Origin of the sequence: Salegentibacter sp. BLCTC, assembly GCF_015143665.1 — a bacterium.
Lineage (GTDB): Bacteria > Bacteroidota > Bacteroidia > Flavobacteriales > Flavobacteriaceae > Salegentibacter > Salegentibacter maritimus.
The window spans coordinates 1-16,564 of record NZ_WYEW01000016.1; the positions used below are offsets into that span (position 1 = coordinate 1).

Here is a 16,564-nt window from a genome sequence, read left to right on the forward strand (position 1 = left end):
AAGACTTAAGGTGGTTATGGCAACGGGGCTCACCTCTTTCCATTCCGAACAGAGAAGTTAAGCCCGTTAGCGCAGATGGTACTGCTATTTGTGGGAGAGTATGTCACCGCCTTTTTTTTAAAAGACCTTTACAGCAATGTAAAGGTCTTTTTTTTTGAGCTAATTTTTGGCGAAGGGGGCTGCTATAAGTCTTTAAGTGGTTTTACAGGTGGGACTACATTTGCTACCGGTGGCAGGCTTTTAAAATAGAAGTACATGGCTTTTAAATCTTCTTCCTTTATATCTTTAAAGTTTTGCCAGGGCATGGGCGGCAATAACATACGGGTATTTTCCTGGCCTTTGTATTTTCCTTCCACCATAGCCCTTTTAAACTGTTGAAAGGTCCAGGTGCCCATACCCGTGTCGTGTGGTGTTAAGTTTGCCGCATATGAAACTCCCCAGGGACCCACAAAAGCAGTTAAATCCTGGTTCATTAGTATCCACCCCTCTTCTAAGGCTTGCTTATTCAATGAGGGTAAATTGTTATTTGCCTGAAATCCTGAAAAGGCTAGTTCAGTAATCATCTCTGGTCCTCTTTCCCCTAGTTTTTTAGGACTATGACAGTCATGACATCCAATTATTTCTACAAGGTACTTACCACGATTTTCATATTCTGTGGTACTTGATTTTTTTTCTTCAATTGTATTTAGGCTAATTCCTTTTGTGAAGTTTTCTTTCTTTTCTTCTTTGCATGAACCAAATAGGATTATAGTTAGTATACTTACACTAAATAAACACAGTTTTAATAAGGGCTTTCCGGAAATAGATTGTAATAGTTTCATAATGCCGATTTTATATTTCTTTAATTTATAAAATCGGCAGAAATCAACTTATAGGGGAAATGCCTATATTTTCAATTTAAATTTCCCGGTTAATACTCAATACAGGAAGATCGTAGTTGTTAATTATTTCTTCGGTAATGCTTGGGCTAAAAATAGTATCGAAGCCTGTGCGATGATGTGTTATACTTGTGAATAGGTCGGGTTTTAATTTGTTAAGAGCCATTCCTAACCCACGAGCTTCATTATTGGCATTTAAACACCGAACTTTTAAATTTTTAATTCCAATTTTTTCTAGAAACTCATTAGCCATATTATCAATTTCATCTGTTTCTTTAAAATTATAAGGAGTATTTATGTAAACGATTTCAATTTGGCTTTTTAATTTTGTTAGGATGTTATAGATTTTTTCAAAGGCTTTTAATGATTTTTCCTGTAAGTCGGTAGCTATAAGAATTTTCTTTAGTCTGTTAAAATCAAAGTAACTCTTTATTGCTAATACCGGAAGCTGAGATTGTCTAATTAGTTTTTGGGTGTTAGAACCTAATATTTTTTCAATGCCTTTAGTGCCATGCGTTCCCATAACAACTAATTCATAATATTTAGGATGAGCATAATTTACCAAATCATCCATGCCTGTATTATAGATTATACTATATTCTGCTTCAACATTATTTTTATTCGCTTTTTGTTCCCATTTTTTTAATTCGTTTTTGGCATTGTTAATTCTTTCTTTAGTTTCAGGATATTTTTTTTCATCTTCTTTCGGTAGTTTGCTCCAGTCTACCGGTGTGGGTACACTATGTAAAAAACGTACGGGAAGTTGTAATGAATGTGCAAGAGCAAGTGCAAACTCAGAGGCGTTATTTGCAGACTCAGAGAAATCAGTTGGTATTAAAATATATTTCATGACAATGGTTTTCAATAAATTTAAGCTACATAAATATAATTAGAAATGAGGAATATCAGGTTTAGTCTCTCAGGCGTAGCCTAGAAATATTAATTCTACTATTTTTGAAGCACTATGAGAATAAATAATTTGGAACAGGGATTTTTTGGAATTGGAATACAGAATGGGAAAACTCCTGAAAATCTTGGAGTACTATGGCGTTCGGCCCAAAATATGGGGGCAAGCTTCATTTATACCATAGGTAATCGTTATGCAAAGCAGGCTTGTGACACTCATAAAGCTGTAGGTGCCATGCCTTATTTCCACTACAAAACCTTTGAAGATTTTTATGCACATCTCCCAAAAGGAGCCATGTTGGTAGGTGTGGAACTTACCGATGAAGCCGAAGCACTCGAAACGTTTAAGCACCCCAGGCGTTGTGTTTATCTACTGGGAGCAGAAGATCATGGCCTATCTAAAGAAGCTATCGAAAAATCTCATTTTTTGGTAAAATTCCAGTCAAGCTTAAGTTTAAATGTTTCTGTGGCTGGGAGTATCATAATGTACGATAGAAGCAGTAAAACGCATTTTTCTACCTAATTTTCCGAAGCTTTTTTTATAAACTTCATTTTATCAGGGATTCTTGAACAGTTTGGTTAAATTAGCGGCAGTTATAATAAAAATTTTAAAGGAATGAGATACCTATCCAGAGCTATGCTTGGTCTGGCAGTTGCCGGTTTGTTTTCTACCGGTACCAATGCCCAGGAGGTTGTAGAGAACAACCAAAAAGATTTTAATGAATTTATGGATCGCAGTGGTAATATGTACCGCTCAGCTTCAGGTAAACCGGGGCCGGAATATTGGCAAAACGAAACCGATTATAAAATTGAAGTGACTTTAAACGATGAAGATCATACCATACAAGGGCATATTGAGCTAACCTATACAAATAATAGTCCTCAAGATTTAGATTTTATATGGATGCATTTAGAGCAAAACCGTTTTAAAGAAGATTCTCGCGGATATTTAACCACTCCAATTCAGGGAAATCGTTATAATGGCGATATAGATGGAGGATATACCATTACCAACCTTAAAGCTAAGGTAAAAAGAAGTTCTTCTTCAGAATATATAATATCGGACACCAGGATGCAGGTATTTTTTGATGACCCAATTCCTGCCAATGGTGGTGAAGCTACCGTTTCTATGAATTTTGAGTACAAGATTCCGGTAGAAGGTATGGATCGTATGGGAAGACTTGCTGTTGAAGATGGTACTATTTATGCTTTAGCACAATGGTTTCCTAAAGCAGCGGTTTATGATGATGTAGAAGGGTGGAATATTGAACCTTATCTTGGCGCTGGCGAATTTTACCTTGATTATGGCGACTACGACTATAAAATTACTGCACCTGCAAGTCACATAGTAGTAGCATCAGGGGAATTGCAAAACCCCAGGCAGGTTTTATCTCCTACCGTAAGGGAAAGAATGGAAAAAGCTTCTAAAAGCGATTCTACCGTGTATTTAATCAAGCCCGAGGAAGTAAACGATATGTCTTTGCGTGCAAAACAAGAAGGTACGCTTACCTGGCATTTTAAAATGGAAAACACCCGCGATATAGCTTTTGGTTCTTCAAAAGCATTTATTTGGGATGCAGCCAAAATAGATTTGCCTAGCGGAAAGAAAGCCATGGCACAGTCGGCTTATCCTAAAGAAAGTGACGGGCAGGGTGCCTGGGGCCGTTCAACCGAATATTCTAAAGCTTCTGTAGAACATTATTCAAACAAATGGTTTGAATATCCTTATCCTGTAGCTATAAATGTTGCAGCCGATATTGGTGGAATGGAATATCCGGCATTAAATTTCTGTAGTTGGAAAAGTGAAGGTGCTTCTTTATGGGGAGTTACAGATCACGAATTTGGGCATAATTGGTTTCCTATGATTGTAGGAAGTAACGAAAGAAGATATGCCTGGATGGACGAAGGTTTTAATACTTTTATTAATTATTACAGTACTGTAGAATTTAACAGTGGAGAGTATCCGGCAAGATTAAATAAAACCAGGAATATGACCGGCTGGTTCACCAGTGAGCAGCGTGAAGGCATAGATACCTATCCAGATGTTTCTAACCTAAGGAACCTTGGGATGATAGCTTATTATAAGCCCGCTATTGGTTTATTATTGCTTAGAGAATATATTTTGGGCGAAGAGCGTTTTGATAATGCTTTTAAATCTTATATTGAAACATGGGCGTATAAACATCCACAACCGGCAGATTTCTTTAACCATATGGAAAACGTTTCAGGGGAAAATCTTTCCTGGTTTTTTAGTAAATGGTTTTATGGTACGGGAAATATAGATCTGGGAATAGATGCGGTAAGAGCCTATGAAGGTAATTATGTGGTTTCTCTTTCAAATGAAGGAGAAATTCCTATGCCTGTTAAAATGGAAATTACTTATGGTGATGGTTCTTCTGAAGAAGTTACACTTCCGGTTGAGATATGGCAACGTGGAGATTCGTGGAACTACCTGCACCGAACCGATAAAGCGATTGAAAAGGTGGAATTAGATCCAAATAAGATTCTGCCTGATGTAAATTCAGGTAATGATTCCTGGCCAAATACTTTCTACGAAGATTAAGAGTATATTGAACAAAGAAAAAGCCGTTTGAAGTTAATTCTAACGGCTTTTTTATTTTTCTATTTTCCTTTAAAAAGTGATTTTTCTTTAATCATTTTTGTTGTGCTTTCCGGAAGCATAGCTTCCCAACCGGCTTTTCCTTCTATAATCATCTCATGAACCTGTCTTGAATGGATATCTAAAGTTTCAGGATCATAATCTTTAATATCTACTACCCGGCCATTATCTTTAAAATATTGATATAGCTCCTGCATTCTGGGGTGAACTTTTAAGTTTTCACTAGTAATAATTTCACCCGTTTCCTCGTCTTTTAATGGGTATAAATAAATCTTCAGGCTTTTAAAGAATAACTTTCCAAAGGCCTCCAAAATTCCTCCGCTTAAATGCCTGTAATATCTTTGGTCAAAAATATCTTTTAGCGTACTTACTCCCATGGTAAGTCCCATTCTTTCTTTGGTATGTTGTCCAAAATACTCTACAACCTTATAATATTCCTGAAAGTTTGAAATCATTACCGTTTGCCCCAAAGAACCTAATAAGTCTGCTCTGTCTAAAAAGTCACGTTCGTCTATTTCCCCTTCTCCTTTAAGATTGGAAAGAGTAATTTCAAAAATAACTACCGTCTTATCTTTATCTACCTTTCTTTCATTTAAAAAAAGCTTAAGCGATTTTTCATACATCGCCATATTTACCTTCGTAACAGGCCTGAAACTTCCGCGAAGCGTTAAAATATTTCTTTTGTAGAGAATACTGGCCGGTAACACATTATTACCGTCGGGAGCAAACATAATGGCTTCGGTGATTCCATTTTTAACCAGCTCTAAACTCATTAAACGATTATCTACATTTTTAAAAACAGGCCCTGTAAAATTAATAGCATCAATTTCAATTTTGTCGGTGGTAAGATGGTCAAAAAGGTGTTTGAGTAGGTTTTTGGGATCATCGTGATGATAAAATGCACCATAAATGAGGTTTACCCCCATGATACCTAAACTAATTTGCTGATGAACCGCATTATTTTCATGAAATTGTACGTGTAAAACAATTTCACTATAGTCTTCTCCAGGCGTGGTTTGAAACCTAATTCCCAGCCATCCGTGGCCTTTGTATTTCTTTGCCCAGTCTATGGTAGCTACTGTATTTGCATAGCTAAAAAAAAGTTTATTAGGATGTTTTAAGCGTGAAATGCGTTCTTCTATAAGTCCCGTCTCGTAACGCATCATACTGGTTAAGCGCTGCTCTGTAACATAGCGCCCATCATCTTCAATCCCGTATATGGCATCACTAAAATCTTTATCATAGGCACTAAGGGTTTTGGCCACCGTGCCCGAAGCACTCCCTGCCCTAAAAAAATGGCGCACTGTTTCCTGGCCGGCGCCAATTTCAGCAAAGGTGCCGTATATATTTTCATTGAGGTTAAGGCGCATGGCCTTATTTTGCACAGAGGTTATTTCTTCAAACTCTTTCTCTCCTTCCGAAATTATAGACATGATATGCGTTTTAGTTTGAAGTATAAAGTTAAGAAACTTAAGCCTTTTCTACTGCAACTTTATACGTAGGGTCTTCCAGAATATTTACTTCAATAATAGCATCTGCATTACTTAATAGGCTTCTACAATCTTCACTTAAATGTCTTAGGTGTAATTTCTTACCTTGTTTCTGATACCTTTCTGTAAGTTTGTTTAATGCCTCAATTCCCGACATATCTACTACACGACTTTCAGAAAAATCTATAATCACTTCTTCAGGGTCGTTTAAAACATCAAATTTATCATTGAATCCCTGTACAGATCCGAAGAAAAGTGGCCCATAAATTTCATAATGTTTTATACCTTCTTCGTCTACTCGTTTTCTGGCACGAATGCGTTTGGCATTATCCCAGGCAAAAACCAGGGCTGAGATAATTACTCCCACAAGTACTGCCAATGCAAGGTTATGAAGAATTATGGTTACTAAAGTTACCAAAACCATTACCAGAACATCAGACTTGGGCATTCTTCTAAAGGTTTTTAGACTAGCCCACTCAAAAGTTCCCACGGCAACCATAATCATTACCCCGGTTAGTGCGGCCATTGGTAATAGTTCTATTACCGGTGCACCTACGAGAATTATAACTAGAATGGTAAACGCAGCTACAATTCCAGAAAGCCGTGCGCGAGATCCAGAAGATAAATTTACCAGTGTTTGGGCTAACATAGGGCAGCCGCCCATTCCGTAGAAGAAGCCATTGGCAATGTTTGCAGTTCCCTGGGCTAAACACTCTTTATTACTACGGCCACGGGTCCCTGTGATTTCATCAACGAGATTTAATGTTAATAGACCTTCAGTTAAACCTACTGCAGCCATAATTAGTCCATATGGAAAAATTACCTGTAACATTTCCCAGGTAAGGGGAACCTGTGGAATATGGAAAGGTGGTAAGCTACCACTAACTGAAGCAATATCTTTTACTTGTCTTGTTTCAATTCCGAAGAAATAAACAATAGCGAAAACAACCAATATGGCTACTAAAGATGGTGGTACTGTTTTGGTTATTTTTGGGAGAATAAGAATGATGCCAATAGTTAACGCTACCAGTACTATCATAATTAATAAAGCATCTCCGGTTAGCCATTGTACCTGGCCATTAATTATTTCTTTAAACTGTTCTAATTGGGCAGTGAATATAATTACTGCCAAGCCATTAACAAACCCGAACATTACAGGTTGCGGTACTAGCCGAATAAATTTACCCAGCTTAAAGATCCCGACTGCAATTTGAATAATTCCGGCCATGGCCACTGCCGCGAATACATATTCTAATCCGTGGGAATTCATTAAAGCGATTAAAACTACCACGGTAGCGCCGGCACCACCAGAAACCATGCCCGGGCGCCCTCCAAGTACGGCGGTAATAATCCCCATAATAAAAGCTGCATACAAACCTACCAGTGGGGGGAAATCTGCAAGAATAGCAAAAGATAAGGATTCTGGAATCATAGTCATCGCTACGGTAAGTCCTGCAAGGACTTCATTTTTATAATCAACTTTTTGTGAAAAATCAAACAGGTTGAAGATTTTTTGCATCAGAATTTAATTTTAATAAGTATTGGGAGCGGAATATTTTCCGCAGAAAATAATGTTGGAATATAATAAAAGTAAAACCTTAATTGCCTAGGGCGGAGTAAGTGGAGACGAATATTTGCTAATTCCTTGTTTCATAAGAGGCGTCAAAATTAGCCAATTATTTTGAATACAAAAGCTTCGTGCCACTTAAGTGGTAATTTTTAGCGCTTTATAAATAAGAATTAACTTGATTATCAAATTGATAATTAATTTTTATTGCAGCCGGCGAGAATTACTTTTTTGGAAATAATTTGAAACAAAGAAGATAACTATTATCTAATCGTCTTACCTTTGCATCATAAAAATTATTAAAATGGCACATAAAGCAGGATTTGTAAATATTATAGGGAACCCAAATGTGGGCAAATCTACCCTTATGAATGCTTTTGTAGGTGAAAAGCTATCTATTATAACTTCTAAAGCTCAAACCACGCGCCACCGTATCTTGGGAATTGTAAATGGCGAAGATTTTCAAGTGATTCTAAGTGATACCCCGGGAATTATTAAACCGGCCTATCAATTACAGGAATCTATGATGGATTTTGTGAAATCGGCTTTTGAGGATGCCGATGTTTTGATATATATGGTTGAAATTGGCGAAAAGGAATTAAAAGATGAAGCTTTCTTTAATAAAATTATTGCTGCCGATATCCCTATTCTTTTGTTGCTGAATAAAATTGATAAATCTAACCAGGAAGAATTAGAGAGCCAGGTGCAATTATGGAGAGAAAAAGTGCCCAATGCCGAGATCTTCCCGGTTTCTGCATTAGAGGGATTTAATGTAAAGGAGGTTTTTACTAGAATTATTGAATTGTTGCCTGAATCTCCTGCCTTTTATCCAAAAGATACGCTTACCGATAAACCCGAACGTTTTTTTGTAAATGAAATAATTAGGGAAAAGATTTTAATGCACTACAAAAAAGAAATTCCGTATGCAGTAGAAATTGATACCCAGGAATTTTTTGAAGAAGATGAAATTATTAGAATGCGAAGCGTAATTATGGTAGAACGCGATACGCAAAAAGGAATCATTATAGGCCATAAAGGTGCTGCTTTAAAAAGAGTGGGAGTAGAAGCCAGAAAAGACCTTGAGAAATTTTTTGGAAAACAGGTGCATTTAGAGCTTTATGTGAAAGTAAATAAAAATTGGAGAAGCGACCAGCGCCAGTTAAAGCGCTTTGGGTATAATGATTAAGAGCTTCAATTTAATAGTTCAAATAACTTCCGCTTTCTAAGTTTCGGGTAAACTGGAATTTTTACACTAATTTTGCAAACAAATAAAAAAGGCCTTCAGAAAAGTCATGTTTTCGTCAAGCCAAACTTGTTTCAGATTCTATTATCTTTTTGATTTTTAAGAAATTAGATTCCCGATGAAAAATCGGGGGTAGACTCTGAAATAAATTAAAGGCGATGTATAGCGTACTTGGTAGAATGAGTCTTATAGTTTTAGAATCATTTTGTTTTCTGAATATATTCAGGAAATAAAACCTCCAGGAGGTATTAAAGATAAATATTATGGGCAATATCGTAGCCATTGTAGGAAGGCCAAATGTTGGGAAATCTACCTTTTTCAATAGGTTAATTCAACGCCGTGAGGCGATTGTAGATTCGGTTAGTGGGGTAACTCGCGATCGCCATTATGGAAAATCAGATTGGAATGGTCGAAATTTTTCCCTTATAGATACCGGAGGTTATGTGGTGGGAAGCGATGATATTTTTGAAGCCGAAATAGACAGACAGGTTGAGCTGGCTATAGAAGAAGCTGATGCTATTATTTTTATGGTAGATGTAGAAAGTGGTGTAACTCCTATGGATGAAGATGTGGCGCAATTACTTAGAAAAGTAGATAAGCCGGTTCTTTTGGCTGTTAACAAGGTAGACAATAACAAAAGGCTTGAAAATGCTGTAGAATTTTATTCCTTAGGCTTGGGAGAGTATTTTCCTATTGCCAGTACAAATGGTAGTGGTACAGGAGATTTATTGGATGCATTAATTGCAGCCTTACCGGTAAACGAAGCCGAAGAAGAAACAGAATTGCCAAGGTTTGCCGTGGTGGGCCGTCCCAACGCAGGGAAATCGTCTTTTATAAATGCATTAATTGGGGAAGAACGTTATATTGTAACAGACATTGCGGGAACTACCCGAGATGCTATGGATACACGGTATAACAGGTTTGGATTTGAGTTTAACCTGGTAGATACTGCCGGGATTAGAAGAAAGTCAAAGGTGAAAGAGGATCTTGAGTTTTACTCTGTAATGCGATCGGTTAGGGCTATAGAAAATTCAGATGTATGTTTGTTAATCTTAGATGCCACAAGAGGTTTTGATGGGCAGGTTCAGAATATTTTCTGGCTGGCGCAAAGAAACCGAAAAGGAATCGTGATTTTAGTTAATAAATGGGATTTGGTTGAAGATAAAAAGACCAATACCATGAAAGAATTTGAAGCCATGATTAAGCGTGAAATAGAACCTTTTACCGATGTTCCTGTAATCTTTATGTCTGTTCTAACCAAACAACGTATTTTTAAAGCCATAGAGACTGCAGTAAAAGTTTTTGAGAATCGCAGTAAAAAAATTAAAACCCGTGAGCTTAACGATGTGATGCTGCCAATAATTGAGCAAAACCCGCCGCCGGCTTATAAAGGTAAATACGTGAAAATTAAGTTTTGTACGCAATTGCCTACTCCACAACCACAATTTGCTTTTTTCTGTAATCTTCCTCAATATGTTCGAGATCCTTATAAACGATTTATAGAGAATAAGTTAAGGAATGAGTTTGACCTAACAGGAGTGCCGATTTCGGTGTATTTTAGGAAAAAATAAGTTTTCCGTTAAACTATGTGATAAATTAGGAGTCTAACTATCAATATAGTTAATGAGGTGATATTTATTTCCTCAATTTATTCATAGTTTAACACCCAAATTCTACATGAGATTTTTCTTTTCTTTTGCCTTGCTTATTCTGGCAGGGAATTTAACGGCCCAAAATTTCGAAATTAATGGTAAAGTAACAGGACCGCAGGGGGAACCGTTAGAATCTGCAACGGTATACCTGGAAAAACCTGTAGATAGTAGTTTGGTTACTTATACAATTTCAGATAATTCGGGGACTTTTCAACTTGCCGGTAATGAGAAGCTTGAAACCGCCAAGCTACTTGTTTCTTATGCGGGTTTTAAAACTTATAGCCAAACAGTAGAAATTGGTGAAAAACTCAATTTGGGTACTATAAAGATGCAAATAGCCGATAATGCATTAGATGAAATAACAATTACTTCCTCTCGCGCTCCGGTAACGATTAAAAAAGATACCCTTGAATTTAACGCCGCCTCTTTTAAAACTCGTAAAGATGCAAATCTTGAAGAATTGTTGAAAGAACTTCCGGGTGTGGAAGTAGCTACCGATGGTAGTATCACGGTTAATGGAACTCCGGTTTCACAAATTAAGGTAAATGGAAAAGAGTTTTTTGGGGACGACCCTAAAATTGCTACTAAAAACCTTCCGAAAGAATTGATTAATAAATTACAGGTGGTAGATAGTAAAACCAAATCTGAGGAATTTACCGGAAAAGAAGGGGATGCCGAAAATAAAACTATCAATATAACCATAGATGAAGATAAAAACCGTGGATTTTTCTCCAGGCTTACCGCCGGTGGCGGAACCAACGAACGCTATGAATTAAGCGGAATAGGTAATTATTTTAAAGATGATTTACGGGTAAGTCTCTTAGCGAGTTCCAACAATATAAATTCTTCGGGTTTTTCTTTTGATGAGATTTATGACTCTATGGGGCGAAATGCTTATTCTATTTCCAGAAGTCGTGGGGGTAGTTTTAGTGTAAACGGTAATAGTTTTGGTAGCGGAAGCGGTATTACCAGGTCTGATAATGCCGGCTTTAACTTTGTAAATGAATGGCCACAAGAAACCGAGCTTTCCTCGAATTATTTTTATAGCCGCGCCGATAATATTACTGAAAGTAAGACTCAAAGAGAAAATATTTTACCTGATAGAAGGTTCTTTAACAATTCAGAATCTAGTGGGCAGCGTCTTAATAACAATCATAGGTTTAGTTTAGGGTTTGAAATTCAACCAGATACGCTTACCAGGATTTCGGTGAGACCAAATATTAATACGAATAACGGTCGCTCTTCCAATCAATCCTTTACAGAATCGATAGAGGAAAACGGTACGCCTATAAACACTGCTTTAACCGATAATTATTCTGAAGTGCATAGTGTGAATTTTTCTAATCGATTATACTTTACCCGTAAATTCGGTGAAAACGGAGGTTACTACAGTTTAGGTTTTAATAATCAGAATAATAATAGGTCTCAGGATAATAATTTCTTTTCGGAAAGAGAGATTTATAATCAGCAAGGAGAATTAGAAAGAACCGATGTGCAGGATCAATTAATTTCTGAAGAAAATACCGATAATAATTATGGAATAAATGTTAATACCCGTATACCAATTACCGAGGGCTTAAAATTGGATGTAAGCTATAATTTCGATAAAAGAAATGGCCGTAATGAGCGCCTGGTTTATGACGGGGATGATGAAGGAAGTTACACCTTGTTAGATGATGAATTGAGTAACGATTTTGTTTCAGAATCTTTTGAGCATCGTCCCAGTTTGGGGCTTGCCTATAATAGCGATAAGTTAAGGGCACATGTTTCGGGTGGTTTTCAAAGTATTCGATTAAAAAATAAAGACCTTTTTACCGAAACAAGCATAGATAATACCTACGAAAATCTATTTGCTAATGCTTATTTTAGACTTAATTTATCACAGGGTAAATCTATTTATTTTAATTACCGGAACTCCTGGGAAACTCCGTCACTTTCGCAATTGCAGCCGGTAACCAATACCATAAACCCTCTAAATATTATTACCGGTAACCCAAACCTACGCCCCGCTTTAAGGAATAGGTTACACCTTAATTTTAATAATTTCGATTTTAAAACACGCTCTGGCTTTTATGTTTATTTGGGAGCGAATTTTATTAATAATAAAGTGGTTAGTAGAAGCTCTATAGATGAGGATTTAGTGAGAACCACTACCTATACAAATGTAGATGGTGCTTATAATTATTATGGAGGAGGTACCCTGGACAAGACATTTGAGTTGCAGAAAGAAAGTTCTATAAAAGTCAAAACCGGACTTTACGGTAATTTCGATAAAAATATAGGCTTTACAAACGAACAGCGTTATTCTTCCAAGAGCTTACGCTTTACGCCAAGTTTAAACCTGGAGTATAACTTTAGGGATTTGGTGACTATAGAACCTTTTTACAGTATCGAGTTTGTAGATGCTGAATACAGTTTTAACAATAGGGAAGAGAATTATAAGAATCAAAATATTTCCCTTGCGCTGACTTCCTTTTGGCCTGAAAAATTTGTGATAGGTAGCGATATCTCCTACCAAACTATTGGTAATGCCTCGCCGGGATTTCAGAATTCTTTTTACCTGTGGAATGCCAGTTTAGGCTATGAGATTTTTGGGGAAGACGGTGTACTAAAAGTAAAGGTTTTTGACTTGCTGGATCAAAATATAGCTACACGTAGATTTACTGGAGACGACTTTATTCAGGATACCCAGCAGCTTGTTTTGGAACAATACTTTATGCTTAGCTTTACGTATAAAATCAGCAAGTTTGGCGGAAAAGATCCAAATAATAAGAGAGGAAGAAGGTAGCATTAATTTACCTTGATATTTGCTCCCCTCCTTGAAAGAAGGGGATGAATTCAGCAGAACTGAAGAAAGGGGAGGTTTCACATTCTAATTGATTTTTTGGGAAAATAACCCCTCCGGCCTGTGGCCACCTCCCCTTGAAAATAAGGGGAGGACCCGTATGCTTTTTAAAATAAACTCGGTTAGATCAAAAAATCATTTAAACTGGAGATCGAAAACTGACACCGTTTTACTGCTAACTGCTTACTTAATTACTGCAAACTGGAAATTACCAGCTTCCACCGGCACCGCCGCCGCCGAAGCCTCCGCCGCCGAAACCGCCACCAAAGCCGTCTCCGCCGCCAAAACCTCCACCGGAGCTGCCTCCGCCAAAAGTGCCACGCCCAAGAGAGCTTAAGATAATAGCGTCTAGAAAAGTATCTCCTGCGCTTCTACGGCCACCATTTCTACCGCCACCGCCACGTCGTTTAAAAAACGAAATAATAATGATCACAAAAATGATTAGCATAACAATTCCCTGAAGCGGAAAGCCTCTTTCTGAATTTCGGGATTGCGGTGTGCCTTTAAAAGTGCCCGATAATACCTGGAAAATTGCGGTAGTTCCGGCATCAAGACCATTGTAATAGCTCCCGTTTCTAAATTGAGGGAGAATTACCTGTTCAATTATTTGTTTACTACGGGCATCGGTCATATACTCTTCAAGCCCGTAACCGGTTGTGATCCAAATTTTACGATCGTTTTCGGCAACCAGTATCAATAGGCCATTATCTTTTTCACTTTGTCCTATACCCCATTCCTGAGCCCACTCTGCAGCGTATACGCCTTCATACTCTCCTTGTAAAGATTTTATTGTGGCAATTACAATTTGGGTAGAGGTAGTATCAGCATAGTTAATTAACTTCTGCTCCAACTGATTTTCTTCTGAGACAGATAAAATATCAGCTCCATCATAAACACTGGTTTCTTCTGCCGGTTTAGGCGGAATGTCCCGTTGTGCATAGATGAACCCCGAAAAAACGAGGAAAAACAGAAATAGTAATTTGAATTTTTTGGTGAATTGTGGCATTTATCCTTTTGAAATTTCGTTGGAGAGTTCGTCTCGTGTGTCTTCACTCCACGGGAAGTGTTTTTTAAGTTGCTGGCCTGCGGTTAGAATTCCGTTTACCAGGCCTTGCTTAAATTCTCCTTTTTTAAATTTATCTACAATGGCATCTTTAGTGCTTTCCCAAAAATTATCGGGAACTACGTCGTTAATGCCTTTGTCGCCATAGATCACAAAGTTATGATCTTCTACGGCAACGTAAATAAGCACGCCATTATCATGTTTGGTATTATCCATCTTTAGAAGGTGAAAAACCTCCATAGCGCGCTCAAAAATATCTTTTTCGCCGGTAGTTTTTTCTAGGTGAACCCTTACCTCGCCAGAGGTATGGCTCTCTGCTTTTCTAATGGCTTCAATGATCTCCTCTTCGTCTTCTTTGCTTAAAAAATCTTCAACTTTACTCATTGTTTTTAAAAATCAAATTCAACATCGGGTGCGTTTTCTGCACCTTCTTCAGCTTCAAAAGTCGCTTTTCTTTCAAATCCGAACATTCCGGCAAAAATATTATTCGGGAATTTTCTAATATAGGTGTTGTATTGTCTTACCGCTTCGTTGTACCGGTTTCTGGCTACGCTAATTCGGTTTTCGGTTCCTTCTAATTGCGATTGTAATTGAAGGAAGTTTTGATTCGATTTAATATCGGGATATCTTTCAACCGAGACTAAAAGCCTTGATAAAGCTGAAGATAATCCGCCTTGTGCCTGCTGGAATTGCTGAATTTGCTGCGCATCTAAATTCCCCGCATCTACATTTACCGAAGTGGCTTTGGCACGGGCTTCAATAACGTCGGTAAGTGTTCCTCGTTCAAAATCGGCTGAACCTTCTACGGTACTCACCAAATTTGGGATAAGATCACTTCTACGCTGATAGGCATTTTCTACATCAGCCCAATTCTTTAAAACGCTTTCTTCATATTCTACCGCGGTATTATTCACGCCAGCCGTAAGGCTATAAACTATAATACCCAGAACTACAATAACTATTACAGGAATTAACCATTTTTTCATTTTATAACTGATTTTTAAGATTGATTAGTTTAGCTTTTACCCCTTCCAGTTTCCGAATTATCTCGAAGTTACTAAGGGTTTTTTGTTTTTCTTCTTTTAAATGTGTTTTTGCACCTTCTAGCGTAAATCCGCGTTCTTTAACCAGGTGATATATAAGTTCTAAATTCTTAATATCTTCGGGAGTGAACTTACGATTGCCCTTGGCGTTTTTTTTGGGTTTAATTACATCAAATTCCTTTTCCCAAAAGCGAATTAAGGAGGTGTTTACCTTAAAGGCTTCAGCAACTTCGCCAATGCCATAGTATCTTTTATCGGGTAAATTAAGGTGCATTAATCTAGCGATTGGTTTTCTTGTTGTGCTTTTTCCAGAACTTTGTCAAATTCTTCGGGCGATAGATGGCCGTAATAAAAGTTAATAGGATTAATGCGCCTATCATCCTTAAAGATTTCATAGTGTAAGTGTGGCGCCTGAGACCTGCCGGTACTTCCTATATAACCAATAATGTCACCCCGCTTTACACGCTGGCCAACCCTTACATTATATTTGTATAAATGGGCATAAAGGCTTGTGTAGCCATAGCCATGATCTATTCTTATATGGTTTCCATACCCGGTAGACCTGTTGTCGGCCCTGGTTATACGGCCATTCCCGGTAGCATAAATAGGAGTGCCACGAGGAGCGGTAAAATCCATCCCATGATGAAATTTTCTTACTTTGGTAAAGGGGTCGGTTCTCCAGCCGTACCCTGAGGCAATTCTGCTCAGGTCTTCATTCTTTACAGGCTGTATGGCAGGAATAGAAGATAATAAACTCTCTTTTTCTTTTGCCAATTCGGCGATTTCATCTAAAGATTTAGATTGCACCACCAATTGCTTGCTTAGAATGTCCATTCGTTTTGTGGTTTCAATAATCAATTTAGAATTATCAAAACCTTCCAGGTCTTTATAGCGGTTTATACCACCAAAACCGGCAAGTCTTTGCTCTTCGGGAATTGGGTTGACTTCAAAATAAACCCGGTAAATATTATTGTCCCTATCCTCAATATTGGCGAGTACATTCTGGATTTGCGTCATTTTTTTATTGAGCAAACCATATTGAAGCTCCATGTTTTGAAGTTCGCGTTTTAAAGCTTTTTCTTTTGGGGTTTCAATTTGCGGAATGTTTAAATAAATAACCAGTAAAAGAAAACCGGCCAGGAAAGACCCTAGAATACTAAGCAATACAATCCCTGTGCGGCGGCCTTTTCGGCGCTCGATTTTTTTATAGGATTGCGTCTCACTATCGTAATAATATTTAACCTTCGACATGAGTCA

At 37.6% G+C, this 16,564-nt stretch carries 14 protein-coding genes and 1 rRNA gene; 6 read left to right on the forward strand and 9 right to left on the reverse strand.

The window, feature by feature from the left end:
* Positions 1 to 6 precede the first annotated feature (6 nt).
* A 5S ribosomal RNA gene (gene rrf, locus GUB10_RS15400) occupies positions 7 to 115 on the forward strand.
* Between the two features lie 67 nt (positions 116 to 182).
* On the opposite strand, the gene GUB10_RS15405 is transcribed toward rrf, so the two are convergent.
* Both GUB10_RS15405 and GUB10_RS15410 read right to left on the reverse strand, forming a co-directional pair.
* Complete coding sequence (locus GUB10_RS15405) at positions 183 to 821, reverse strand: diheme cytochrome c-553 (protein ID WP_193712347.1); 639 nt, start codon at positions 819 to 821, stop codon at positions 183 to 185.
* 76 nt (positions 822 to 897) lie between these two features.
* Positions 898 to 1,728, reverse strand: a complete 831-nt coding sequence (locus tag GUB10_RS15410; RefSeq protein ID WP_193712348.1) for a universal stress protein — start codon at positions 1,726 to 1,728, stop codon at positions 898 to 900.
* 114 nt (positions 1,729 to 1,842) lie between these two features.
* Between GUB10_RS15410 and GUB10_RS15415 the strand changes: the two genes are divergently transcribed.
* Together GUB10_RS15415 and GUB10_RS15420 are read left to right on the forward strand one after the other, a co-directional pair.
* Entirely contained in the window at positions 1,843 to 2,307 is a 465-nt protein-coding gene (locus GUB10_RS15415; protein ID WP_193712349.1) for an RNA methyltransferase, read from the forward strand.
* Between the two features lie 93 nt (positions 2,308 to 2,400).
* On the forward strand, positions 2,401 to 4,347 hold the full coding sequence (locus GUB10_RS15420; protein WP_193712350.1) for a M1 family metallopeptidase: 1,947 nt from the start codon (positions 2,401 to 2,403) through the stop codon (positions 4,345 to 4,347).
* A gap of 59 nt (positions 4,348 to 4,406) precedes the next feature.
* Here the strand turns inward: GUB10_RS15420 and GUB10_RS15425 are convergent, their stop codons facing one another.
* Positions 4,407 to 5,837: a TonB-dependent receptor gene (locus GUB10_RS15425; RefSeq protein WP_193712351.1), complete on the reverse strand. Its 1,431-nt coding sequence runs from the start codon at positions 5,835 to 5,837 to the stop codon at positions 4,407 to 4,409.
* A 37-nt stretch (positions 5,838 to 5,874) separates the two neighbouring features.
* Complete coding sequence (locus GUB10_RS15430; protein WP_193712352.1) at positions 5,875 to 7,413, reverse strand: SulP family inorganic anion transporter; 1,539 nt, start codon at positions 7,411 to 7,413, stop codon at positions 5,875 to 5,877.
* Between the two features lie 352 nt (positions 7,414 to 7,765).
* Between GUB10_RS15430 and era the strand changes: the two genes are divergently transcribed.
* From era to GUB10_RS15445, 3 genes are all read left to right on the forward strand, one after another.
* Positions 7,766 to 8,647, forward strand: a complete 882-nt coding sequence (gene era / locus GUB10_RS15435) for a GTPase Era (RefSeq protein ID WP_193712353.1) — start codon at positions 7,766 to 7,768, stop codon at positions 8,645 to 8,647.
* Positions 8,648 to 8,967: 320 nt separating this feature from the next.
* Positions 8,968 to 10,275: a ribosome biogenesis GTPase Der gene (der, locus tag GUB10_RS15440; protein ID WP_193712354.1), complete on the forward strand. Its 1,308-nt coding sequence runs from the start codon at positions 8,968 to 8,970 to the stop codon at positions 10,273 to 10,275.
* Between the two features lie 106 nt (positions 10,276 to 10,381).
* Positions 10,382 to 13,144: a TonB-dependent receptor gene (locus GUB10_RS15445; RefSeq protein WP_193712355.1), complete on the forward strand. Its 2,763-nt coding sequence runs from the start codon at positions 10,382 to 10,384 to the stop codon at positions 13,142 to 13,144.
* Between the two features lie 265 nt (positions 13,145 to 13,409).
* Here GUB10_RS15445 and GUB10_RS15450 read toward each other — a convergent pair whose 3' ends face one another.
* Genes GUB10_RS15450 through GUB10_RS15470 form a run of 5 tightly spaced genes read right to left on the reverse strand, consistent with a single transcriptional unit; the run spans position 13,410 to position 16,558 of the window.
* A complete protein-coding gene (locus GUB10_RS15450; RefSeq protein WP_193712356.1) occupies positions 13,410 to 14,207 on the reverse strand; it encodes a YgcG family protein in 798 nt (265 codons plus the stop codon).
* A complete protein-coding gene (locus GUB10_RS15455; protein ID WP_193712357.1) occupies positions 14,208 to 14,648 on the reverse strand; it encodes a TPM domain-containing protein in 441 nt (146 codons plus the stop codon).
* A gap of 5 nt (positions 14,649 to 14,653) precedes the next feature.
* Complete coding sequence (locus GUB10_RS15460) at positions 14,654 to 15,250, reverse strand: LemA family protein (RefSeq protein ID WP_193712358.1); 597 nt, start codon at positions 15,248 to 15,250, stop codon at positions 14,654 to 14,656.
* A 1-nt stretch (position 15,251) separates the two neighbouring features.
* Positions 15,252 to 15,581 carry a MerR family transcriptional regulator gene (locus GUB10_RS15465; protein ID WP_079722071.1) on the reverse strand — a complete coding sequence of 110 codons (330 nt, stop codon included), beginning with the start codon at positions 15,579 to 15,581 and terminating at the stop codon, positions 15,252 to 15,254.
* Positions 15,581 to 16,558, reverse strand: coding sequence for a M23 family metallopeptidase (locus GUB10_RS15470; protein ID WP_193712359.1), 978 nt, complete (start codon positions 16,556 to 16,558; stop codon positions 15,581 to 15,583). Before GUB10_RS15470 ends, GUB10_RS15465 begins: the two co-directional genes overlap by 1 nt.
* Positions 16,559 to 16,564: the final 6 nt, after the last annotated feature.